Source organism: Streptomyces durocortorensis, assembly GCF_016901035.1.
In the GTDB taxonomy this organism is placed as follows: domain Bacteria; phylum Actinomycetota; class Actinomycetes; order Streptomycetales; family Streptomycetaceae; genus Streptomyces; species Streptomyces durocortorensis.
This window is the reverse complement of record NZ_JAFEUF010000105.1, coordinates 1-22,257: the sequence shown is the minus strand read 5'-3', so window position 1 is coordinate 22,257 and position 22,257 is coordinate 1. Positions and strand designations below refer to the sequence as shown.

Genomic DNA, 22,257 nt, shown 5'->3' with positions numbered 1-22,257 from the left:
GCCGCGGGCCGCATCTGAGCCGTGGGGGGGGCCGGGGGGGGGGGCGCCCGGGGCGCGCGCGGCCGCGGCCCCCCCCCCCCGCGGGCGGTCATCCCTGCCCCCCCCCCCCCCCCCGCGGGGCGGGGGGCCCCCCCCCCCCGCGGCGGCCCCCCCCTCTCGCGTGCCGTTCCGGCTACTTCAGGTCGAACTCCCCGTCCCGCGCACCCAGTACGAAGGCGGTCCACTCGGCCTCCGTGTAGCGCAGTACGGTGTCCGGGTCCAGCGAGGACCGCATCGCCACGGCTCCACCCGGCAGATGAGCGATCTCCACCCGCTCCTCCGCCTCCTCCGTCCCGGGGGCGCTCAGCCACTCCACCCCCGAGATGTCGAGTGCGTACAGCTCGTCCTTCTCCTGCTGGGTGCCCATCAGTTGCCTCTCTCTCGCGCTGCGGGAGCTTGCTCGTCGCCCCGCCGCCAGATTATCCCCGCCACTCACCTCAGGGGCGTCCGTCAGAAGAGAGCGGGAGCCGTCCCGCGGGTGCGGCCCGCCACGCCTCCCAGGAAGTCCGGGCGCCACGGACCCTCTCTACGCGCCCCCGAGGTCAGCGGCACTCCGCGGTGACCACGGGCGTCACCTTCGTGGCGAACAGCTCAGCGAGCTCGGTCTCCGGCGGCAGACCCGCTGCCGCTCGCTCCTCCGGTTCCCACGGGTAGGAAACGTTGTCCACCGCAAGGTAGGCCTTCCCGCTGCCGCAGACCACCTGGCGTGCACCTGACTCCGCGAGGGGAGACGCCAGTGACGGGTCACGGACGACCGCGAAGCGGGTGAAGGGGCCGTTGCGCTCGTCGCCGGAGAACGACAGATCGCAGAACCAACCCGAACCGAAGGAACCGGACGTCCGCTCCTGCACCCCGGCCCCAGCGCTGCCGCGCAGCTCCGGCAGAGCGAACCCCGCGATTCCGCACACCTCGTCGGGCACGGTCTCCCGTAGCGTCGAGGGGGACTCCAGCACCACGCCGTCCCCAGCCGCCCGCTCCGCGCAGCCCGCCGCCCGCGCCACCGCGTCGGCCGCCGACCTCAGGATCGCGCCCGACGCATCCCGGTCGGCGTCCGCCGGGGACGACGACACCCGGATCACCGGCCTTAGGCCCTCGCGCGTGCCGGAGGCCCGGCCCGCACAGGCTTCGGGCAGCAGCCCCCAGCCGGTCCGCTCCTCCACCGCGCCGGCCGTCGCGCCGGTGAGCACCGCGGAGCCGCCCGTGATCTTCCAGGCGGACAGCTCGAAGGGGAAGCGGGGTCGCTCACTCGTCACCATGACCGTGAGGCGCCGCTGGTCGCCGCCCGGCCACCAGCCGCCGCGCTCCACGGTGCAGGACACCGCGGGCCCCTCGGTGCCGGCTCCGGTGGCCCGGGTCACGGAATCGCCCAGCCTGCCGCCGCCCCCCAGCGCGCGCTCGGCGTCCGCGGCGGACACCCACCCGTCGCAGAGCCGGTCGGGCCCGAAGAGGTTCGTGCCGAAACCGGCGAACAGTCCGCCCGCCACGACGATGGCGGCCGTCGCGGTGGCAACCACCTTGCGACGGGTGGAACGGAGCAGTGACACGGCCATGCTGATGACGCTTCCTTTGGTCGCTTCGACGATGATCGCGATCCGGTGCCGGTCAATCCCAGCCGAGGTTGACGGCAGCGTCCCCGCGTGAGGAGGAGTAGGACTGCTTGGCCTCCCGGCGCATAGCCTGCCAGGCGTCCCAGTTCGGGTTCTTGGCGGTGTTCTCCTCGTCATGGATGTTCACGCCGCGGTCCTGCGCCCATGCGTCGATCAGCACGTATGTTCCGTCGACGCCGCTGGCGTAGTGCTTGGAGTTCTTCTCCTGACCGGCCGACTCCGCCGCTGAGATGACGTCCTTGGACCACTCGTACGCGGCGAGGTCGACCAAGCGCTGCGCCGTGTCGCCGAAGACAGGCAGCCCCGTGATCGGTGCCCCGCCGAGGTGATAGCCGTAACGGGCCATGTCGTTGGCGGCATCGACCTTGCCGTCCCGCTCGTCGAGGATGACGTCGGAACCGATCGAGTTCATCGCGCCTGTCACGGCGCCCAGCTCGCTGGCCGGGTTCTTCCACGTCTCGTGGCCCTCGCCGCTTTCCCTCGGCGCCTGGGACAGCTGGTCCATGGCGTAGAACCGCTGAGTGTCCTGGAGCAGCGCATAGGTCTGGTCGTCGGCAGAGACCCCGCGCATCACTCGCATCAGGCTGTCCTTGCCGACGGTGATACCGGAGTCGCTGCCCGAGCCCCAGATGTCCGCCTTGCCCTCCGGGCTGCCGTACTTCGTTCCCGTCTCCGCCAGGATGTGGTGGTTGTCCTGGGCGTAGTCGGCGATGGCACGTCCGAGGTTCTTCTGCAGGTTGGCGTGGATCTCCTCGCCGCCCGCCCCGGCGTCGAGGGTTTCGATGGCGCCCTGCATGACCCGCGCTTGCGCGTCGGTGTGCGGACCCGGCTCTCCTGCGGGCTCCCCGGGTCCTGCCGGCTGGTGCCCCGTCGCCGCGGCCTCCAGCGCCAACCCCAGTCCCATCTTGTTGCTCGGATCGTCGTATTTCATTAGCGTCGTGAGGCCTGGTACCTCGACCTTTGGCCATTCTCGGGCGTCCTCGCCGTGCCCGACCAGATACTCCATGTGCGAGTTGTCGACATGGTTCTCGCCCGAACCAACACCGTCCGGGTCGAAGAACGCGGTGGCCGCGTCCGGGTTCTTACTCATCACCCCCAGGAGCCCGTCCAGGGGGTCGGACTCGACGCCGTCGTGCGCGGCGCCCCACTGCCGGAAGTACTGGGGTTGGTCCTTGTCCAGGGCGATGAGATCATGACCCAGTTCGTAGAGGAACTGATCGTCGAACGTCGTGTCCGCGTGCCGCATCAGGCTGACGAACGACTGATAGCCGTAGACCGGATGTGTGTCCTTGCCGAAGTTCTCCGTACCGGACTTGTCGAGCTTGTCCGTCCACTCCCGGTAGAACTTGCCCTGATCCGACGCCACCCAGTCCTTGAACGCCTTCGATCCGGGCGGCGCGTCCTTGACGCTGCCCGGCACCCGGGTGGCCGTGGCGACGGTGTTGGCCAGCCCCTTCTGGATCTCCAGGTACTGGCTCTTGTTCTTTGTGTCCGAGTCGTACGCGCGGTCGTTGAGCTTGTTGTTGGTCTTGATCAGCCCGTCCGGGCCCAGGCTGTTGAGCAGCGTCTCGGAGAAGCGCTTGTCGTGGCTGTTGTCCCGCACCGAGCGCTGGAACTCCGCGATCTCGGCCGCGGAGACCTTCTCGCCGTTGTTGAGGCGCATGGCGGTTTCCGCGGTGTTCGCCGCTTCGTACTCCTCGACGTCACCCTTCGCGTGCGCGTTGAAGCCGACGCCGAGCGTGTTGTCGTTCTTGTCGCCGTACCCGTCCTCGGTGACGGCCTCCAGCGCGATCTTCACGCCCCGGTCCGCGTCGTCCACCGCCTTGACGCAGTCGTCGAGCGCCTTCGACCAGGACTCAACGGACGTGCGGATGCTCGCCGCATAGTCAGGGTCGTGCCGGGTCGCCGCGCGCTCGGCGTCCGTGAGCAGCGAGTAGTCGTAGGTGACCACACCACCTTCGGAGACCTTCATACCGGCCTTGATCGCCGCGGCGCGCTGGTTCTCCAGATTCCGCTTCAGCCGTACGAAATCATCGTGGGCGTCGCGCAGCAGCGAGGCGATGGCCTTGGCCTGGGTCTGCGCCGCGGCGTACTCGTAACGCGTGGCGGCGAAGTTGAGTCCCGCGCCGGTCGCGCTCACACCCGACCAGGACTGGCCGATCCTGATGCGCCCCACGGTGTCCTGGTAGCGGGTCTCGACCTTCTTGATCTCCGCGGCCATGTGGTCCCACTTGTCAGCGGCCGTCGTCAGCTTGCCCAGGTCAGTCGTCATGACCTCGCTGTAGGTGAGCATCTCTCCCCCTTGATGCGGTGTTCGTCGAAGCGGACGGGCGGCGGGAACCGGGCCGTCCGGTGGCGGCGCCCGGTCAGCCGAGCTGAGCGTGCAGCGCCGAAGCCATGGCGGTGAGCTCCTCGCGGCCGGGCCCGTCGCCGTCGCCCGCGCCCGCCGTCACCACCAGCGCGGCGTCACCGTCGTCGGCCGGCTTCACCCGTACGGTCACGCAGCCGCCGTTCGCGGTGGCCACCGCCTCACCAGGCGCGGCGGACGCCGTCCGCTCCAGGTACGACGTGCCGTCATCGAGCGAGAGCGCGCCGGCGTTCACGATCACCGGCATCAGCACGTTCTCGGCCCTCCGCGACTCCGTGGCGACCGTGTGGACCTCGACGGTCTCGCCGCCGACATGGAACAGACAACTGATCAGCGCTCCGGGATGGGTCGCGAAGCCGCCGGGCCCGTCCGCGGCCCACTTGGACTCGCCGGTGACGGCGGGATCGTCCGAGTCGTCGCCCGGTGCGGGCCCCGCACCCGTCTTCCCGGGCAGTCCGGCCTTCTTCGCCGCCTCGGCGACGTCGTACGGCAGCGGACACGCGTCCGCTCCGTCCGGCCCGACCTCGTCGACTGCCGCCCGCAGCGCGGACACGCTCACGGTCCCGTCCGCCGCCCCCGATGAGCCGTCGCCATCGTCCTGCCCGCAGCCGGTCAGCAGTGCCGCCGCGAGCAGCACACCCAGCGCGCCGCCGCTTCGCAGCCGTGTTCGTTCCATGGAAGGGAGGGACCTTTCGACTTGCGTGTACGGGGAGGGGTGCGAGAGGGGCGCAGGCATCGCGCCCCCGGCGCCTATTTCTGGCCGTCGCCGACCGACGTCCCCGCGCCGTACGGGGATATGAGCAGCGGACTGAACTGGGACCTGACATCCAGTTCGATCCCGGCGAAGTTCTTCGCCGTCCCGCTCAGACCGTCCCTCTCGGTCTGGAGCCGGTTCATCAAGGTCTTCACCTGCTTGTCCCAGGTCTCGTCCAGCTTCTTGATGGCCGGCCCCGTGGCCCAGTCGGCGAACTCCTTGGCCGCCGCCTTCGACGACTCGTCCGCCTTGTTCGCGGCGTCGGAGGTGCTGCCCAACAGCTCATCCTGGATCGTTCTGGACGCCGCCGCCTTCTCCTGCGGCGTCGAAGCCAGGACGTTGTTCCCGAAACCGTGACCGGAATCGTCGGGAATCCCGTTGAGCTGTGTGCTCGTCGCCTGCCGCTGCGTGGCCTCGGCCCGCAGTTGCGCCCACTCCTCGTCGAAACCCATTGCCATCCCCTTCCGGTAACCGCCGGTCATGGCCGGTACGGCCTTCTTACGCACCCGATGCATCATCCTCCGGGCACTCGTACATCCCTTCGATGCGCGGCCCCCGGTCCCGGTCCCGTCTCAGTGCCGTTCCGGAAGCCGCCCGATCTGCACCATCGGCGTCCCGCGCCGCCGCGAGGCGAAGTACCCGCGCCCCGGCGGCATCGCATGGCCGCGCACCGAGCCGATCAGGTCGCCCTCGCCCGGATCGCCGGAGAGCACCACACCCTGGGCGCCGAGCTCCTTGATGCGCTGCATGAACCCCTCGTACATCGCGCGCGACGCACCCGCCGAGCTGCGCGCGATGATGAACCGCACCCCGGTGTCCCGGGCGAACGGCAGGTACTCCGACAGCGCCGCCAGCGGGTTGCCCGCGTTCGTCGCCACCAGGTCGTAGTCGTCCACGATGATGAAGATCTGCGGACCGGTCCACCAGCTGCGGTCGCGCAGCTGCTGCGGCGTCACGTCCGTCGGCGGCTGCCGACGGGAGAACACCCCGGCCAGCGCCTCCATGTGCATCTGCATCGAGCTCGCCATCGGCGCGTACTCCAGCAGATGCTGCTCCGGCAGCGCGCCCAGCAACGCCCGCCGGTAGTCGCCGACGACCAGCTTCGCCTCGTCGGGGGAGTAGCGCTCCGCGATCTGCTTGGCGATCAGCCGCAGAAGGTTCGTCTTCCCCGACTCGCTGTCGCCGAAGATCAGGAAGAACGGGTCCGTCTCGAAGTCGACGAACACCGGCTCCAGCGCCGTCTCGTCGATGCCGATCGCGATGCCCCGCTCCGGGAACTCGAACCCCTTCGGCAGCCGGTCCGCGCCCAGCATCCGCGGCAGCAGCCGTACGGCAGGCGCCGACGGGCCCGACCAGGCGGCCTGCACCGTGGCGACGAACGCCTCCGTGCCCTCCGACAGGTCCGCCGTGTCGCTGACCGAGTCGATACGCGGCAGCGCACCCATGAAGTGCAGCTTCTCCGGCACCTGACCGCGGCCCGGCACCCCCGCGGGGACGTTCGCCGCGACCTTGCGGTCGAACTCGGAGTCCATGGTGTCACCGAGACGCAGTTCGAGCCGGCCCAGCATCTGGTCCTTCACCGCCGCCCGCATCTCCATGTACCGGGCCGCCGTGGCGACCAGGTGGATGCCGTACCCGAGACCGCGCGCGGCGAGATCGGTGACGACCTCCTCCAGCATCTCGTACTCGGTCCGGAACGCGCTCCAGCCGTCGATGACCAGGAACACGTCGCCCCACGCCTCGCCGGGCAGCTCACCACGGGCCCGCCTGCGCCGGTAGGTGTTCATCGAGTCGATGGAGTTGGCGCGGAAGAACTCCTCGCGCCGGTTGAGGATCCCCACGACCTCGGCGACCGTACGCCGCACCCGCTCGGGATCCAGCCGCGAGGCCATCCCGCCGACATGCGGCAGCCCCTCCAGCGAGACCATGCCGCCACCACCGAAGTCCAGCCCGTAGAACTGCACCTCCTCCGGGGTGTGCGTGAGCGCGAACGACGAGATCAACGCACGCGCCAGCGTCGACTTGCCGGACTGCGGGCCGCCCACGATCAGCAGATGACCGGCCGCACCGGAGAAGTCCCGGTACAACAGCTCACGCCGCTGCTCGAACGGCTTGTCGATCAGACCCAGCGGCACGACCAGCCCGCCCGGACGCGTGTACTCGGTCGAGGTGAACCCGCGGTCCGCCGTCGGCGCGAGCCCCGGCAGCAACTGGTCCAGTGTCGGCGCCCGGTCCAGCGGCGGCAGCCACACCTGATGCGCCGGCACCCCCTGGCCCTCCAGCCGCCGCACGATCACATCGAGCACCGTGTCCGCCAGCGCCTCGTCCTCCGCCTGCGCCCGCGCCGCCTCCGCGGCCAGCAGCGCGGGATCCGGCGTCCGGTACACCACCGGGACCGGCGCCGCCGAGAACACCGCGGGCCGCCGGTCGACCGACAGCTGCCCCACCGACAGATCCGCACCGCCCGTGCGGTACGTCCCCGACACGTACGCCGCCTTGAAGCGGGTCATCTCGTCCGTACCGAACTTGAGGTAACCGGAACCCGGCACCGACGGCAGGTGGTACGCGTCCGGCACACCCAGCGCCGTACGCGACTCCGACGCCGAGAAGGTCCGCAGACCGATCCGGTACGACAGATACGTGTCCAGACCGCGCAGCTTGCCCTCCTCCAGGCGCTGCGAGGCCAGCAGCAGATGCACCCCCAGCGAACGGCCGATCCGGCCGATCTGGATGAACATGTCGATGAAGTCCGGCTTGGCGGTGAGGAGTTCGGAGAACTCGTCGATCACCAGCACCAGCGAGGCCAGCGGCTCCAGCGCCGCGCCCGCCGCCCGCGCCTTCTCGTAGTCGTGGATGTTGGCGTAGTTGCCCGCCGACCGCAGCAGCTCCTGGCGCCGCTGGAGTTCACCGCGGATCGCGTCGCCCATGCGGTCCACCAGCGTCAGGTCGTCCGCCAGGTTCGTGATCACCGCCGCCACGTGCGGCATTTGCGACATCCCGGCGAACGTCGCACCACCCTTGAAGTCCGCGAGCACGAAGTTCAGCGTCTCCGACGAGTGCGTCACCGCAAGACCCAGCACCAGCGTCCGGAGCAGCTCCGACTTGCCGGAACCCGTCGCGCCGACGCACAGCCCGTGCGGCCCCATGCCCTCCTGCGCGGCCTCCTTGAGGTCCAGCATCACCGGCGCACCGCCCTCGCCGACCCCGATCGGCACCCGCAGCCGCTCCGACACCGACCGGGGCCGCCAGGTACGCGCCACATCGACCGAACCGGCGTCGCCCAGATTCAGCAGATCCGTGAAGTCCAGGTTCGCCAGCAGCGGCTCGTCGTCGTCGCCCCCGCCCGTCCGCAGCGGCGCCAACTGCCTGGCCAACGCCTCGGCGGCCGGCAGCGACATCGTGTCCGGCACCCCCTCGTACGCCAGACCCGCACCCGACTCCAGACGCAGCAGCCCCGGCCGCACCACCACCGACAGACCGCCGCGCTGCTCGTCCAGATCCCCGGAGACCACCTCGACGATGGTCACGCCCTGCAGCCCCTCGGCCGCCGCGAACAGCGAGTCCGGCGGCACCATCCCGCCGTCCAGGACCACCACGACATGCGGCTGGTCCAGCACCGGCTGGGTCTCCCGCCCGAACCGCGGCCGGCCCTCCAGACGGCTCGCCATCAGCTGCTCCAGCTCGCCGAGGTCGTCGCCGAACAGCCGCTTCGTACCGGCTCCGTCGATCTCGCCCGGCGCCTGCGCGTGCGGCAGCCACTTCGTCCAGTCCCAGCGCTCCACCGCGTTCGGGGCCGCCACCACCGCGACCAGCAGGTCCTCGGGGGAGTGCAGCGTCACCAGCTGTGCCACCATCGAACGCGCCGTGGACTGCGCCGCCTCCGGATGACCGGAGACCGTCACGTGGTAGAAGGCCCGCATCGAGACCGCCATCGGCAGCCCGTCCAACGACCCGTGCACCGCCAAGAACTTCTGCATCGCACCGGCGCACATCGGCTCCAGTTCGTCCACCGGCGCGGTCTCCGGGGCCACCAGCGGCGTCGACAGCTGCTGCGCGCCGAGACCGATCCGCACCTGCGCGAAGTCCTTGTCGCCCACGCGCCGCTCCCACAGCCGCGAGCCCTCCGCCACCACCGACCACAACTGCTCCGGCGACGGATGCAGATACAGCTGCACATCACGCTGCTTGCGCGCCGTCCGCCGGACCGTGCGCCGCGTCTGCGCCAGGTACTTGAGGTAGTCGCGGCGGACATCTGCCATTTGCCCCTGCGTACCGCGGCGATACCGGACAAGCTGGGCAACCACCATGCCGACCGTCGAGACCAGCATCAGAACGCCCATGATCCGCATGAACGGAGGGGCCTGCGGCGAGAAGAAGAAGACCACCGACGAACCCATGCCGAGCACCGGCAGGATCTGCATCAGCATGCCCTCCTGCTGCCCGCGCGGCAGCTCCGGAGGCGGCTCCAACGTCAACTCGTCCGCCGGTACTTCCGGCGGCAGGGACCGCGGAGGTCGTTTCACGACGATCTGGCTCACCGGAACATCAATCCCTCGGTACGGACGGGCGGAAAGCCGGTCTTGATCCGCACCGACGCCCCCGTGGCTGCGTGCGCGCACAACTTCCGTCCGCGCGACGGCGATCCTACTTGCAGGCCCCCCGGTCCCCTCCCGGTAGGGTGGCGCGCGCACCGTGCGCAACCGCGAATCAGGGGGACCAGACACGTGAGTACGACCGCAGCGACGGGCTTCTGCCGCGTCACCGTCGTGGCACCCGACAGCCGGATCGACGTCGCCCTGCCCGAGGACATCGCCGTCGCCGACGTCTACCCCGAGATCCTGCGTCTCACGGGCCAGACCCAGGCCGCCGGAACACCCACCGGCTACCACCTCGTCCGCCGCGACGGAACGGTCCTGGACGGCGCCCGCACCCTCGGCGTCCAGCAGGTCCTCGACGGCGAGATCCTCAGCCTGCGCCCCTTCGGCCAGTCGCTGCCGCCCGCGGTCTTCGACGACGTCTCCGACGCCGTCGCCTCCGCCGTCACCCGCGACCGCCACCTGTGGAGCGACGAACTCCTGCGCGGCGCCGGCCTGGTCGGCGGCGTCCTGCTGCTCGTCCTCATGGCCTTCGTGATCTGGTTCGCCGACCCGGTGCGCCACGACATGCACAGCCTGCCCGGCATCATCGCGGGCTCCGCCGGACTGCTCCTCACCGCCTTCGCCGGCGTACGCGCCCGGGTCTACGGCGACCGCTCCACCGCCGTCGCCCTCGGCCTCGGCGCCCTCCCGCTCGTCCTCATCGCCGGCTCCGGCATCATCGGCCCGGACGCCGGCCAGGGACCGGGCCGGCTGCAGTTCCTCCTCGGCTGCGTCGCCGTGCTGGTCGCCTCGGTGGTCCTGGTCGCCCTGACCCCCAGCGGCGACGCGCCCTTCGTCGCGACCACCTTCCTGGCCACCGTCGGCACCCTGGCCACCTTCGTCGCGATTCTCACCGAGGCCTCCGCCACCGAGACCGCCGCCGTCTGCGCTCCGGTCGCGCTCGGCCTGGTCGCCTTCCTCCCCGGCCTCTCCGCACGCTTCGCGCGCCTGCCCATCGGCTACGCCTCGCCGCGCACCGCCCCGGCCGGCTACGACGACAACGACCCGGACACGCCCGAGGGCGACCCGGAGCCCGTCGACGCCGACCGCATCGCCGCCCAGGCCCGCCGCGGCCACGAGATGCTCCTCGGACTCGTCGGCGGCTGCGCGGCCGTGGCCGTCGGCTCGGCCGCCGTCCTCGGCTTCTCCGACAACATCTGGGGCCAGTTCCTCGCCCTGGCCGCGGGCCTCGCCATGCTGCTGCGCGCCCGCCTCTTCCGCTACACCTCCCAGGTCGCCTGCGTCCTGGTGGCCGGCATCGGCGCCATCGGGCTCCTCGTCCTCGGCCTCTCCCTGAACCCGCCGGCCGACCTCCTGTACGAGCTGGTCCGCTACGGCGACCGCGGCGCCCTGGACATCCGGACGATCTGGCTCTCCGCCGCCGTCGCCGCCGGAGCCGCCCTGCTCACCGCGATCGGCCTGGTCATCCCGCGCAAGGGGCTCTCGCCGTTCTGGGGCCGCCTCCTCGACCTGACCGAGAGCGTGGTGCTGCTCTCGCTGGTCCCGCTCTGCCTGGCGGTCCTCGACGTCTTCGTCCGGGCCCGCGCCCTCACCAGCTGACCGCCGGCCGCCGGCCCCCCGCCGCCTGACCAGCGGCTGGGGGCGAGGCGTGACCCGAACGGCTGGTAGTCTGTCCGTGGCCGTTTGTGTACGCGTCCTCGGATCATCCTGGGGGCTGCGCTCATCGGACCTTCGCCTCCGAGTCACGGAAGCTCCCCTGAGATCAAGACCAGGGGCACTCGTGGGCGCTTCGAACATCAAGAGGAGTACGCGTGCCGCTCGACGCCGCTACGAAGAAGCAGATCATGTCCGAGTTCGCCCAGAAGGAGGGTGACACCGGATCCCCCGAGGTCCAGGTCGCCATGCTCTCCCGCCGGATCTCGGACCTGACGGAGCACCTCAAGACGCACAAGCACGACCACCACTCCCGTCGTGGTCTGCTGATCCTGGTCGGCCAGCGTCGCCGCCTCCTGCAGTACCTGGCCAAGAAGGACATCCAGCGCTTCCGTGCGCTCGTCGACCGCCTCGGCATCCGCCGTGGCGCGGCCGGCGGCGCCAAGTAAGGACGCTGTGGAGAGGGAGCGGTTCCCGCGTTTGAGGGGACCGCTCCCTTTGCCGTACGTGCACGACCGGTGTCAAGCTCAGTAACCTGGGTCCAGCGACACCCGCACGACCCGCAAGACCCGCGCGCCGAACACGCGCGACCCGCAGGAACGAGGGAGAGGCGCTACGGCGCCGCCGCCGGTCCTCGGTAGTGGCCCCCGGGAACATGCCCGGGAGCTTCGATCGAAGACCGGCCCGCATCCACGGTGCGCCTCTCCCGCACCGTCCCCCGCCACACGGGCGCGAGGACGAAAGACGACGAGTATGGAGAAATCACTAGTGGAGAACGAGACCCACTACGCCGAGGCCGTTATCGACAACGGAACCTTCGGCACCCGCACCATTCGCTTCGAGACGGGCCGCCTGGCCAAGCAGGCCGCCGGCTCCGCCGTCGCGTACCTGGACGACGACACCATGGTGCTGTCGGCCACCACCGCTTCCAAGCGGCCCAAGGACAACCTCGACTTCTTCCCCCTCACGGTGGACGTCGAGGAGCGGCAGTACGCTGCCGGCAAGATCCCCGGCTCCTTCTTCCGTCGTGAGGGCCGGCCCTCCGAGGACGCGATCCTCACCTGCCGCCTGATCGACCGCCCGCTGCGCCCCTCCTTCAAGAAGGGCCTGCGCAACGAGATCCAGATCGTCGAGACGATCATGGCGCTCAACCCCGACCACCTGTACGACGTGGTCGCGATCAACGCCGCCTCCTGCTCCACCATCCTGGCGGGCCTGCCCTTCTCCGGCCCGATCGGCGCCACCCGCGTCGCCCTGATCAAGGGCCAGTGGGTCGCGTTCCCGACGCACACCGAGCTCGAGGACGCCGTCTTCGACATGGTCGTCGCCGGTCGCGTCCTGGAGGACGGCGACGTCGCGATCATGATGGTCGAGGCCGAGGCCACCGAGAAGACCATCCAGCTCGTCAAGGACGGTGCCGAGGCTCCCACCGAGGAGATCGTCGCCGCCGGTCTGGACGCCGCGAAGCCCTTCATCAAGGCGCTCTGCAAGGCCCAGTCGGACCTCGCCTCCAAGGCCGCCAAGCCGGTCGGCGAGTTCCCGGTCTTCCTGGACTACCAGGACGACGTCTTCGAGGCGCTCGCCAAGGCCGTCACCTCCGAGCTGACGCAGGCGCTCACCATCGCGGGCAAGCAGGACCGCGAGGCCGAGCTGGACCGCGTCAAGGAGATCGCCGCCGAGAAGCTGCTCCCGGCCTTCGAGGGCCGCGAGAAGGAGATCTCCGCCGCGTACCGCTCGCTGACCAAGAAGCTGGTCCGCGAGCGCGTCATCAAGGACAAGGTCCGCATCGACGGCCGCGGCGTCACGGACATCCGTACGCTCGCCGCCGAGGTCGAGGCCATCCCGCGCGTGCACGGCTCGGCGCTGTTCGAGCGTGGCGAGACCCAGATCCTGGGCGTCACCACCCTCAACATGCTCCGCATGGAGCAGCAGTTGGACACCCTCTCCCCGGTGACCCGCAAGCGCTACATGCACAACTACAACTTCCCGCCGTACTCCGTCGGTGAGACCGGCCGCGTGGGCTCGCCCAAGCGCCGCGAGATCGGCCACGGAGCGCTCGCCGAGCGCGCCATCGTGCCGGTCCTCCCGACCCGCGAGGAGTTCCCCTACGCGATCCGCCAGGTCTCCGAGGCGCTGGGCTCCAACGGCTCGACGTCCATGGGCTCGGTCTGCGCCTCCACCATGTCGCTGCTGAACGCCGGTGTGCCCCTCAAGGCCGCCGTCGCCGGTATCGCCATGGGCCTGATCTCGCAGGAGATCGACGGCAAGACCCACTACGTCGCCCTCACCGACATCCTCGGTGCGGAGGACGCCTTCGGCGACATGGACTTCAAGGTCGCCGGTACGAAGCAGTTCGTGACCGCGCTCCAGCTCGACACCAAGCTCGACGGCATCCCCGCCTCGGTCCTGGCCGCCGCGCTGAAGCAGGCCCGTGACGCGCGTCTGCACATCCTGGACGTCATGAACGAGGCCATCGACGTCCCGGACGAGATGTCCCCGAACGCCCCGCGGATCATCACCGTCAAGATCCCGGTGGACAAGATCGGTGAGGTCATCGGCCCCAAGGGCAAGATGATCAACCAGATCCAGGAGGACACCGGCGCCGACATCACGATCGAGGACGACGGCACCATCTACATCGGTGCCCAGCAGGGCTCGCAGGCCGAGGCCGCCCGCGCCACGATCAACGCCATCGCCAACCCGACCATGCCGGAGGTCGGCGAGCGCTACCTGGGTACGGTCGTCAAGACCACCACCTTCGGTGCGTTCGTCTCGCTCATGCCGGGCAAGGACGGTCTGCTGCACATCTCGCAGATCCGCAAGCTCGCCGGTGGCAAGCGCGTGGAGAACGTCGAGGACGTGCTCGGCGTCGGCGCCAAGGTCCAGGTCGAGATCGCCGAGATCGACTCCCGCGGCAAGCTCTCCCTCATCCCCGTCATCGAGGGCGAAGAGGACGAGAAGAAGGACGACACCGACAAGTGACGTCCCGTAGTTCCGCGACGACGGCCCGCACCTCCCCGGAGGCGCGCCCCCTCGCCCGTACCCAAACGCTTCTCAAGGGCACCAACGGCATCGGCACCGTCCGTCGTACCGTCCTCCCCGGCGGTCTGCGGATCGTCACCGAGACCCTGCCCTCCGTCCGGTCCGCCACCTTCGGCATCTGGGCGAACGTCGGCTCCCGCGACGAGACGCCCACCCTGAACGGCGCGACCCACTACCTCGAACACCTTCTCTTCAAGGGCACCGCCAAGCGCACCGCCCTCGACATCTCCTCCGCGATCGACGCGGTCGGCGGCGAGATGAACGCCTTCACGGCGAAGGAGTACACCTGCTACTACGCGCGGGTCCTCGACACCGACCTGCCGCTGGCCATCGACGTGGTCTGCGACATGCTGACCGGCTCGCTGATCGCCCCCGAGGACGTCGACGCCGAGCGCGGCGTCATCCTCGAAGAGATCGCGATGACCGAGGACGACCCGGGCGACTGCGTGCACGACCTGTTCGCGCACACCATGCTCGGCGACACCCCGTTGGGCCGCCCGGTCCTCGGCACCGTCGACACGATCAACGCCCTGAACCGCGGCCAGATCGCCCGCTTCTACAAGAAGCACTACGACCCCACGCACCTGGTCGTCGCCGCCGCGGGCAACGTCGACCACGCCACGGTCGTACGGCAGGTACGCCGCGCCTTCGAGAAGGCCGGCGCCCTCTCCCGTACGGACGCGGTGCCCATGGCGCCCCGCGAGGGCTCCCGCACCCTGCGCACCGCCGGCAAGGTCGAGCTGCTGAACCGCAAGACCGAGCAGGCCCACGTGGTCCTCGGCATGCCCGGCCTCGCCCGCACCGACGACCGCCGCTGGGCCCTCGGGGTCCTCAACACAGCCCTCGGCGGCGGAATGAGCTCGCGCCTCTTCCAGGAGGTGCGGGAGAAGCGCGGCCTGGCCTACAGCGTGTACTCGTACACCTCGGGCTTCGCCGACTGCGGCCTCTTCGGCGTCTACGCGGGCTGCCGGCCCAACCAGGTCCACGACGTCCTCAAGATCTGCCGCGACGAACTGGACCGGGTCGCCACGCACGGCCTGGACGACAACGAGATCGCCCGCGCCATCGGCCAGCTCTCCGGCTCCACCGTCCTCGGCCTGGAGGACACCGGCGCGCTGATGAACCGTATCGGCAAGAGCGAGCTGTGCTGGGGCGAGCAGATGTCGGTCGACGACATGCTCGCCCGGATCGCGGAGGTCACCCCCGACGACGTACGGGAGGTGGCGGGGGAACTCCTCACCCACCGCCCCTCGCTCTCGGTCATCGGCCCCCTCAAGGACAAGCAGGCGGACCGCCTCCACGAAGCCGTCTCCTAACCCCTTAATCCCCTGAAGGAATCACCATGACCAAGCTGCGCGTAGCCGTTCTCGGTGCTCAGGGCCGTATCGGCTCCGAGGCCGTACGAGCCGTCGAGGCCGCCGACGACCTGGAGCTGGTGGCGGCCCTGGGCCGGGGCGACAAGCTGGAGACCCTCGCCGAGGCGGGCGCCCAGGTCGCCGTCGAGCTGACCACTCCCGCATCGGTGATGGGCAATCTCGACTTCTGCGTCCGGCACGGCATCCACGCCGTCGTCGGCACCACGGGCTGGACCGACGAACGGCTCGCGCAGCTGACCACCTGGCTGGACAACTCCCCGGAGACCGGGGTCCTCATCGCCCCGAACTTCTCCATCGGCGCGGTCCTGACCATGAAGTTCGCGGAGCAGGCCGCCCGCTACTTCGAGTCCGTCGAGGTCGTCGAACTGCACCACCCCAACAAGGTCGACGCCCCCTCCGGCACCGCGACGCGCACCGCCCAGCTCATCGCGGCGGCCCGCGCCAAGGCGGGCAGCGCACCCCAGCCGGACGCCACCACCACCGCCCTGGACGGCGCGCGCGGCGCGGACGTCGACGGCGTCCCGGTCCACGCGATCCGCCTCCGCGGCCTGCTGGCCCACCAGGAAGTGCTGCTCGGCGGCGAGGGCGAGACCCTCACCATCCGCCACGACTCCCTCCACCACAGCAGCTTCATGCCGGGCATCCTGCTCGGCGTCCGCCGCGTGGTGACCACTCCCGGTCTCACGTTCGGCCTGGAACACTTCCTCGACCTGAACTGACTGAGCCCTCATGCGCGCAAAGATCACCTACTTCACCACGGCAGCCGTCCTGGTCTTCTACTTCGTCCTGGTAGGCGGCCGCGGCCTGATGCTCATCCGGCACGGCACGCTGCTCACGGTCACGTTCGGCGTAGCCGTGCTGATCCTGCCGGTGATCGGCGTCTGGTTCCTCTGGAAGAACACCCAGTTCGTCCGCCGCGCCAACGCGCTGGCGGCCGAGCTGGACGCGGAGGGCGGCCTCCCGGTCGACGACCTGGCCCGCACCCCGTCCGGCCGCATCGACCGGGACGCCGCCGACGCGGTCTTCACCAAGCGCCGCGAGGAGACCGAGGACGCCCCGGACGACTGGCGGACCTGGTTCAGACTGGCGGTCGCCTACCAGGACGCGAGAGACACCCCCAGGGCCCGCAAGGCGATGCAGAGGGCGATCGCCCTGCGGAGGACCGCCCCCTCCAGCCCGTCCGGCGCCTGAGGACAAAATCAAGCTCGTCCGGCGATTGAGGACATCTTTCCCGCGGTACGCAGATGAGCCCGGCACCCCCATGGGTACCGGGCTCACTCACGTACAGGCGCCGACAGGAAGACGCTCACCCCTGCCGATACTCATCCGCCCAGGCCTCCACCCCATCCGTGGCCCGCTCGAACGCCTCCTCGCGCCCGAGGAAGTCCGCGTTGTGGTCGGTGGCCAGCGGCGGCAGCGTCTCACCGCTCCGCCGGACCACGACGAGCGCCTGGCCCTGGACCGTACGGGGGAAGCCCATCCACTTCACGGGCTGCTGGACCGTACGAACCGCCGACGTACCGCTCCATGCCACCGTGGTGGTCCGGAAGAAGCCGACGCGCCGCACACCATGGCGGCTGACCCACGCGCCGACCCGCAGCAGCCGCAGGGCGGCGGCGATCACCGCACCGGCCAGAGCCAGACACACGGTGGCGCCCGAAGGCGCTCCGGCCACTCCGATGATCATGGCCGCGAGCAGAACGAACGAGGCCAGCAGCAACAGGGTGGCCGCCGCCGCGACCCGCCACGGACCGGGGCGGTAGGGCCGCCGCCAGCTGTCGTGGTCGTCGAACGGCAGAGCAACGTCCTCCGCGCTCGCGTCGAATGCGCGGTCGGCCGTCAGAAAGGGCAGGGGCACGACTCATCCTCACTCACAAGCACGCTCGATTGCTGTGCCCGGTGAGGCTACCGAGACCGCCCCCGGCCCGACCACCCCAGGGGGTCCGTACGAGTCAGCGGCCCACGACTCAGCGGCCCTGCGAAGCGGTGGACTGCTTGCCGTGCTCCGCGGGCTGTCCGGAGTCGAGCGCCGGCAGACCGAGCAGCAGCGAGCCGGCGAGACCGGCGACGACGGTCAGCCCGACGAGCGATCGCCCCAGCAGTTCGGGAACGGTGGCGCGGGTGGAGGGCGGGGGAGTGACATTACTGCGGAACCGGTCGGACTCCGCGACGAACGAGAACGGGACGGCTTCACGCCGGCGGAACATGAGGAAACTCTCCTTGATCTGCATGACGGGTGCTGCTATTGAGTCAGACGTACGACAGCCCGAATCGGTGCCCGAATCGCCGTACTTGTTGGGGGAACTCCACGAACGGCTGCCCGAGACGGCCGCGTACATGCACGGTCCTCCGGCCCGTAAAGTGGTCGCCGCCCGAGCGAAGCCCCTGGAAGGACCCCCGTCGGTGACCGACACCCCCGAACCCGCAAAGCCCCACTTCCGCAGTGACGTCACCGTCGAGCTGGTGAAGAGCGACGCGCGCGACGCGGACGTGCTGTTCGCCGCCCGGGTCTCCACCGCCGGCGAGCAGTCGCTCGAAGAGGTCACCAAGGACCCCGAGCGCTCCAAGGGGCTCATCAACTACCTCATGCGGGACCGGCACGGCAGCCCGTTCGAGCACAACTCGATGACCTTCTTCATCAGCGCCCCGATCTTCGTGTTCCGCGAGTTCATGCGGCACCGCGTCGGCTGGTCGTACAACGAGGAATCGGGCCGCTACAGGGAGCTGGAGCCGGTCTTCTACGTCCCCGGAACCTCCCGCAAGCTGGTCCAGCAGGGCCGCCCCGGCAAGTACGTCTTCGTCGAGGGCACCGAGGAGCAGTACGACGTCACGACCCGCGCCATGGAGGAGTCCTACCGGGCCTCCTACGAGGCGTACCAGGAGATGCTGGCGAAGGGCGTGGCCCGCGAGGTCGCCCGCGCGGTGCTCCCCGTAGGCCTCTTCTCCTCGATGTACGCCACCTGCAACGCACGCTCCCTGATGCACTTCCTCGGCCTGCGCACCCAGCACGAGCTGGCGAAGGTCCCGTCCTTCCCGCAGCGCGAGATCGAAATGGTCGGCGAGCAGATGGAAGCCCACTGGGAGCGGCTCATGCCGCTGACTCATGCCGCCTTCAACAAAAATGGACGGGTCGCCCCATAGGCGGTGTCCGTATTGCGGCGTTTCGAGAAGTTCATCTAGGCTGATCAAACGGACCCGGCACTGCTTGAACCCCCGAGCAGGCAGTGCCGGGCTCCTCTTCCCCGTCCCCCCGAGGGCACCCCGCGCGCTGAGCAGCGAGTAGCGTGTTACCCATGGCTCCGATCTCCACTCCGCAGACCCCCTTCGGGCGGGTCCTCACCGCTATGGTCACGCCCTTCACGGCGGACGGCGCTCTCGATCTCGACGGCGCCCAGCGGCTCGCCGCCCACCTGGTGGACGCAGGCAATGACGGCCTGATCGTCAACGGCACCACCGGTGAGTCCCCGACCACCAGTGACACGGAGAAGGACCAGCTCGTACGGGCGGTGCTCGAAGCGGTCGGCGACCGTGCGCACGTCGTCGCCGGCATCGGCACCAACGACACCCGCCACAGCGTCGAGCTCGCCCGGACGGCCGAGCGCACCGGCGCCCACGGCCTGCTGGCCGTCACGCCGTACTACAACAAGCCGCCGCAGGAGGGCCTGCTCCGGCACTTCACTGCCATCGCCGACTCCACCGGCCTGCCCGTGATGCTGTACGACATCCCCGGCCGCAGCGGCGTTCCGATCGACACCGAGACTCTCGTGCGGCTGGCCGACCACCCGCGGATCGTCGCGAACAAGGACGCCAAGGGCGACCTGGGCCGCGCCAGCTGGGCCATCGCCGAATCCGGCCTCGCCTGGTACTCCGGCGACGACATGCTCAACCTGCCGCTGCTCTCGGTCGGCGCGGTCGGCTTCGTCTCCGTGGTCGGCCACGTGGTCTCCCCCGACCTGCGGGCCCTTATCGAGGCGCACCTGAGCGGCGACGTCCAGAAGGCCACCGAGATCCACCAGAAGCTGCTCCCGGTCTTCACCGGCATGTTCCGCACCCAGGGCGTCATCACCACGAAGGCCGCCCTGACCCTCCAGGGCCTCCCGGCCGGACCGCTGCGCCTGCCCCTGGTGGAGCTCAGCGCCCAGGAGACGGCCCAGCTCAAGATCGATCTCGCCGCCGGCGGGGTACAGCTCTGAACACAGACTTCACAACTGAACACGCGAGGCGACTCGCATCGAGCACCACCCAAGACAACAGCAAGTGCACGAATGACATGCGCGCCACGTGCCTCAGCGGTACGTGGCGTGCGTGGTAAGGAGAGTCTTTTGAGTCATCCGCACCCTGAACTCGGTACCCCGCCGAAGCTCCCGAAGGGCGCCCTGCGGGTCACCCCGCTCGGCGGCCTGGGCGAGATCGGCCGCAACATGACGGTCTTCGAGTACGGCGGCCGCCTGCTCATCGTCGACTGCGGCGTCCTCTTCCCCGAGGAGGAGCAGCCGGGCATCGACCTGATCCTGCCGGACTTCACCACGATCCGGGACCGCCTGGACGACATCGAGGGCATCGTCCTCACGCACGGCCACGAGGACCACATCGGCGGCGTGCCCTACCTCCTGCGCCTGAAGCCGGACATCCCCCTCATCGGCTCGAAGCTGACGCTCGCGCTCATCGAGGCGAAGCTCCAGGAGCACCGCATCCGCCCCTACACCCTTGAGGTGAAGGAGGGGCAGCGCGAGCGCATCGGCGTCTTCGACTGCGAGTTCATCGCGGTCAACCACTCGATCCCGGACGCGCTGGCCGTCGCCATCCGCACCCCCGCGGGCATGGCCGTGGCCACCGGTGACTTCAAGATGGACCAGCTCCCGCTGGACGGCCGTCTCACCGACCTGCACGCGTTCGCGCGCCTCAGCGAGGAGGGCATCGACCTCCTCCTCTCCGACTCCACGAACGCCGAGGTCCCCGGTTTCGTGCCGCCGGAGCGGGACATCTCCAACGTCCTGCGCACGGTCTTCGCCAACGCCCAGAAGCGCATCATCGTGGCGAGCTTCGCCAGCCACGTGCACCGCATCCAGCAGATCCTGGACGCCGCCCACGAGTACGGCCGCAGGGTCGCCTTCGTCGGCCGCTCGATGGTCCGCAACATGGGCATCGCCCGTGACCTGGGCTATCTGAAGGTCCCCGCCGGACTGGTCGTGGACGTCAAGACCCTCGACGACCTCCCGGACGACGAGGTCGTGCTGGTCTGCACGGGCTCGCAGGGCGAGCCCATGGCGGCGCTCTCCCGGATGGCCAACCGCGACCACCAGATCCGGATCGTCCCCGGCGACACGGTGATCCTGGCGTCGTCCCTCATCCCCGGCAACGAGAACGCGGTCTACCGCGTGATCAACGGCCTGACCCGCTGGGGCGCCAACGTCGTCCACAAGGGCAACGCCAAGGTCCACGTCTCGGGCCACGCCTCGGCCGGCGAGCTGCTGTACTTCTACAACATCTGCAAGCCGAAGAACCTGATGCCGGTCCACGGCGAATGGCGCCATCTGCGGGCCAACGCCGAGCTGGGCGCGCTCACCGGCGTGCCGAAGGACCACATCGTCATCGCCGAGGACGGCGTGGTCGTCGACCTCATCGACGGCAAGGCCAAGATCGTCGGCAAGGTCCAGGCCGGTTACGTCTACGTCGACGGCCTCTCCGTCGGGGACGTCACCGAGACCTCCCTCAAGGACCGCCGCATCCTCGGCGACGAGGGCATCATCTCGGTGTTCATCGTGGTCGACAGCTCCTCGGGCAAGATCGTGGGCGGCCCCCACATCCAGGCCCGGGGCTCCGGCATCGACGACAACGCCTTCGTCGGCGTGACCCCGAAGATCCAGGAAGCCCTGGACAAGTCGGCGCAGGACGGCGTGATGGAGCCCCACCAGCTCCAGCAGATGGTCCGCCGGACGGTCGGCAAGTGGGTGTCCGACACCTACCGCCGGCGCCCGATGATCCTTCCGGTCGTCGTCGAGGTCTGACCCCTCACGACCGCCTGACCTGGAGCGGGGCCCTCGATTTGCATCGAGGAGCCCCGCTCCAGTACGTTTACGTCTCCGCCTGAACGGGAAGCACCGCGCGCACTCGTGCGCCTGGATCACCCCGAGCGGGGCGGGAATTCCGACTCAGAATCTCTGATAAAGTCGGATCCGCCGAAAGGCAAGGCCACTCCGCGGGCCACCGGAAATCGAATTCGGACCGGAAACGGAACGAAAAAGAGTCTGGTAAAGTCGGACTCGCCGGAAAGGGAAAACGCGAAAGCGAAGAACCTGGAAAGCGAAACTGCACGGCCCGCTTCGACCGGGAGTCAGACAGTGGAAAGCGTCTGATAGAGTCGGAAAAGCAAGACAGCAGGACAAAGAAGTAAAAATGAAGGGAAGCGCCCGGAGGGCCCCGGTAATACGGGACCGAAGGAAGCGTCCGTTCCTTGAGAACTCAACAGCGTGCCAAAAGTCAACGCCAGATATGTTGATACCCCGGCCTGCACCTGGTGCAGGTTGGTGGTTCCTTTGAAAAGTCCTACCGGGTCTGCTTCGGCGGTCGGGTAGGCAAGAACACAGCGAGGACGCTGTGAACAACGGGTCTTATTCCGACCGGTTGTTCCGCTCTCGTGTGTGTGCACCCGATTACGGGTAAACATTCACGGAGAGTTTGATCCTGGCTCAGGACGAACGCTGGCGGCGTGCTTAACACATGCAAGTCGAACGATGAAGCCTTTCGGGGTGGATTAGTGGCGAACGGGTGAGTAACACGTGGGCAATCTGCCCTTCACTCTGGGACAAGCCCTGGAAAC

General features: G+C 69.4%; 17 protein-coding genes and 1 rRNA gene. 10 read left to right on the top strand and 8 right to left on the bottom strand.

Annotated elements, in window-relative coordinates; translation table 11 throughout:
- Positions 1 to 172 precede the first annotated feature (172 nt).
- The 6 genes from JS521_RS20140 to eccCa form a co-directional block, all read right to left on the bottom strand.
- On the bottom strand, positions 173 to 406 hold the full coding sequence (locus tag JS521_RS20140) for a DUF397 domain-containing protein (RefSeq protein ID WP_030085280.1): 234 nt from the start codon (positions 404 to 406) through the stop codon (positions 173 to 175).
- Between the two features lie 175 nt (positions 407 to 581).
- A complete protein-coding gene (locus tag JS521_RS20135; protein ID WP_205084367.1) occupies positions 582 to 1,589 on the bottom strand; it encodes a hypothetical protein in 1,008 nt (335 codons plus the stop codon).
- Between the two features lie 52 nt (positions 1,590 to 1,641).
- The gene (locus tag JS521_RS20130; RefSeq protein WP_239487556.1) at positions 1,642 to 3,918 is read right to left on the bottom strand and encodes a DUF6571 family protein; all 2,277 of its coding nucleotides are present in this window, start codon (positions 3,916 to 3,918) and stop codon (positions 1,642 to 1,644) included.
- Between the two features lie 94 nt (positions 3,919 to 4,012).
- Complete coding sequence (locus tag JS521_RS20125) at positions 4,013 to 4,690, bottom strand: hypothetical protein (protein WP_205084365.1); 678 nt, start codon at positions 4,688 to 4,690, stop codon at positions 4,013 to 4,015.
- A 74-nt stretch (positions 4,691 to 4,764) separates the two neighbouring features.
- A complete protein-coding gene (locus JS521_RS20120) occupies positions 4,765 to 5,274 on the bottom strand; it encodes a hypothetical protein (RefSeq protein ID WP_307847925.1) in 510 nt (169 codons plus the stop codon).
- A gap of 66 nt (positions 5,275 to 5,340) precedes the next feature.
- The gene (gene eccCa, locus JS521_RS20115) at positions 5,341 to 9,306 is read right to left on the bottom strand and encodes a type VII secretion protein EccCa (RefSeq protein ID WP_205084364.1); all 3,966 of its coding nucleotides are present in this window, start codon (positions 9,304 to 9,306) and stop codon (positions 5,341 to 5,343) included.
- 186 nt (positions 9,307 to 9,492) lie between these two features.
- Between eccCa and eccD the strand changes: the two genes are divergently transcribed.
- The 6 genes from eccD (at position 9,493) to JS521_RS20085 (ending at position 16,628) form a co-directional block, all read left to right on the top strand.
- Entirely contained in the window at positions 9,493 to 10,965 is a 1,473-nt protein-coding gene (eccD, locus tag JS521_RS20110; RefSeq protein ID WP_205084363.1) for a type VII secretion integral membrane protein EccD, read from the top strand.
- A 212-nt stretch (positions 10,966 to 11,177) separates the two neighbouring features.
- Positions 11,178 to 11,468: a 30S ribosomal protein S15 gene (rpsO, locus tag JS521_RS20105; RefSeq protein ID WP_003965855.1), complete on the top strand. Its 291-nt coding sequence runs from the start codon at positions 11,178 to 11,180 to the stop codon at positions 11,466 to 11,468.
- A 319-nt stretch (positions 11,469 to 11,787) separates the two neighbouring features.
- Positions 11,788 to 14,001: a polyribonucleotide nucleotidyltransferase gene (locus JS521_RS20100; protein WP_205084370.1), complete on the top strand. Its 2,214-nt coding sequence runs from the start codon at positions 11,788 to 11,790 to the stop codon at positions 13,999 to 14,001.
- Positions 13,998 to 15,377, top strand: coding sequence for a M16 family metallopeptidase (locus JS521_RS20095; protein ID WP_205084362.1), 1,380 nt, complete (start codon positions 13,998 to 14,000; stop codon positions 15,375 to 15,377). Before JS521_RS20100 ends, JS521_RS20095 begins: the two co-directional genes overlap by 4 nt.
- 26 nt (positions 15,378 to 15,403) lie before the next feature.
- The gene (dapB, locus tag JS521_RS20090) at positions 15,404 to 16,156 is read left to right on the top strand and encodes a 4-hydroxy-tetrahydrodipicolinate reductase (RefSeq protein ID WP_205084361.1); all 753 of its coding nucleotides are present in this window, start codon (positions 15,404 to 15,406) and stop codon (positions 16,154 to 16,156) included.
- Between the two features lie 10 nt (positions 16,157 to 16,166).
- Positions 16,167 to 16,628: a tetratricopeptide repeat protein gene (locus JS521_RS20085; protein ID WP_205084360.1), complete on the top strand. Its 462-nt coding sequence runs from the start codon at positions 16,167 to 16,169 to the stop codon at positions 16,626 to 16,628.
- Between the two features lie 115 nt (positions 16,629 to 16,743).
- Here the strand turns inward: JS521_RS20085 and JS521_RS20080 are convergent, their stop codons facing one another.
- A complete protein-coding gene (locus JS521_RS20080) occupies positions 16,744 to 17,295 on the bottom strand; it encodes an SCO5741 family PH domain-containing membrane protein (RefSeq protein WP_205084359.1) in 552 nt (183 codons plus the stop codon).
- A gap of 109 nt (positions 17,296 to 17,404) precedes the next feature.
- Positions 17,405 to 17,644 carry a hypothetical protein gene (locus tag JS521_RS20075; protein WP_205084358.1) on the bottom strand — a complete coding sequence of 80 codons (240 nt, stop codon included), beginning with the start codon at positions 17,642 to 17,644 and terminating at the stop codon, positions 17,405 to 17,407.
- 196 nt (positions 17,645 to 17,840) lie between these two features.
- Here JS521_RS20075 and thyX point away from each other — a divergent pair, with 196 nt between their 5' ends.
- The 4 genes from thyX to JS521_RS20055 form a co-directional block, all read left to right on the top strand.
- Entirely contained in the window at positions 17,841 to 18,578 is a 738-nt protein-coding gene (gene thyX / locus JS521_RS20070) for an FAD-dependent thymidylate synthase (RefSeq protein ID WP_205084357.1), read from the top strand.
- 152 nt (positions 18,579 to 18,730) lie between these two features.
- Positions 18,731 to 19,630 carry a 4-hydroxy-tetrahydrodipicolinate synthase gene (gene dapA / locus JS521_RS20065; protein WP_205084356.1) on the top strand — a complete coding sequence of 300 codons (900 nt, stop codon included), beginning with the start codon at positions 18,731 to 18,733 and terminating at the stop codon, positions 19,628 to 19,630.
- Positions 19,631 to 19,759: 129 nt separating this feature from the next.
- Positions 19,760 to 21,445, top strand: coding sequence for a ribonuclease J (locus JS521_RS20060; protein WP_205084355.1), 1,686 nt, complete (start codon positions 19,760 to 19,762; stop codon positions 21,443 to 21,445).
- Positions 21,446 to 22,103: 658 nt separating this feature from the next.
- Positions 22,104 to 22,257: ribosomal RNA gene (locus JS521_RS20055) — 16S ribosomal RNA — on the top strand; the annotation flags it as partial.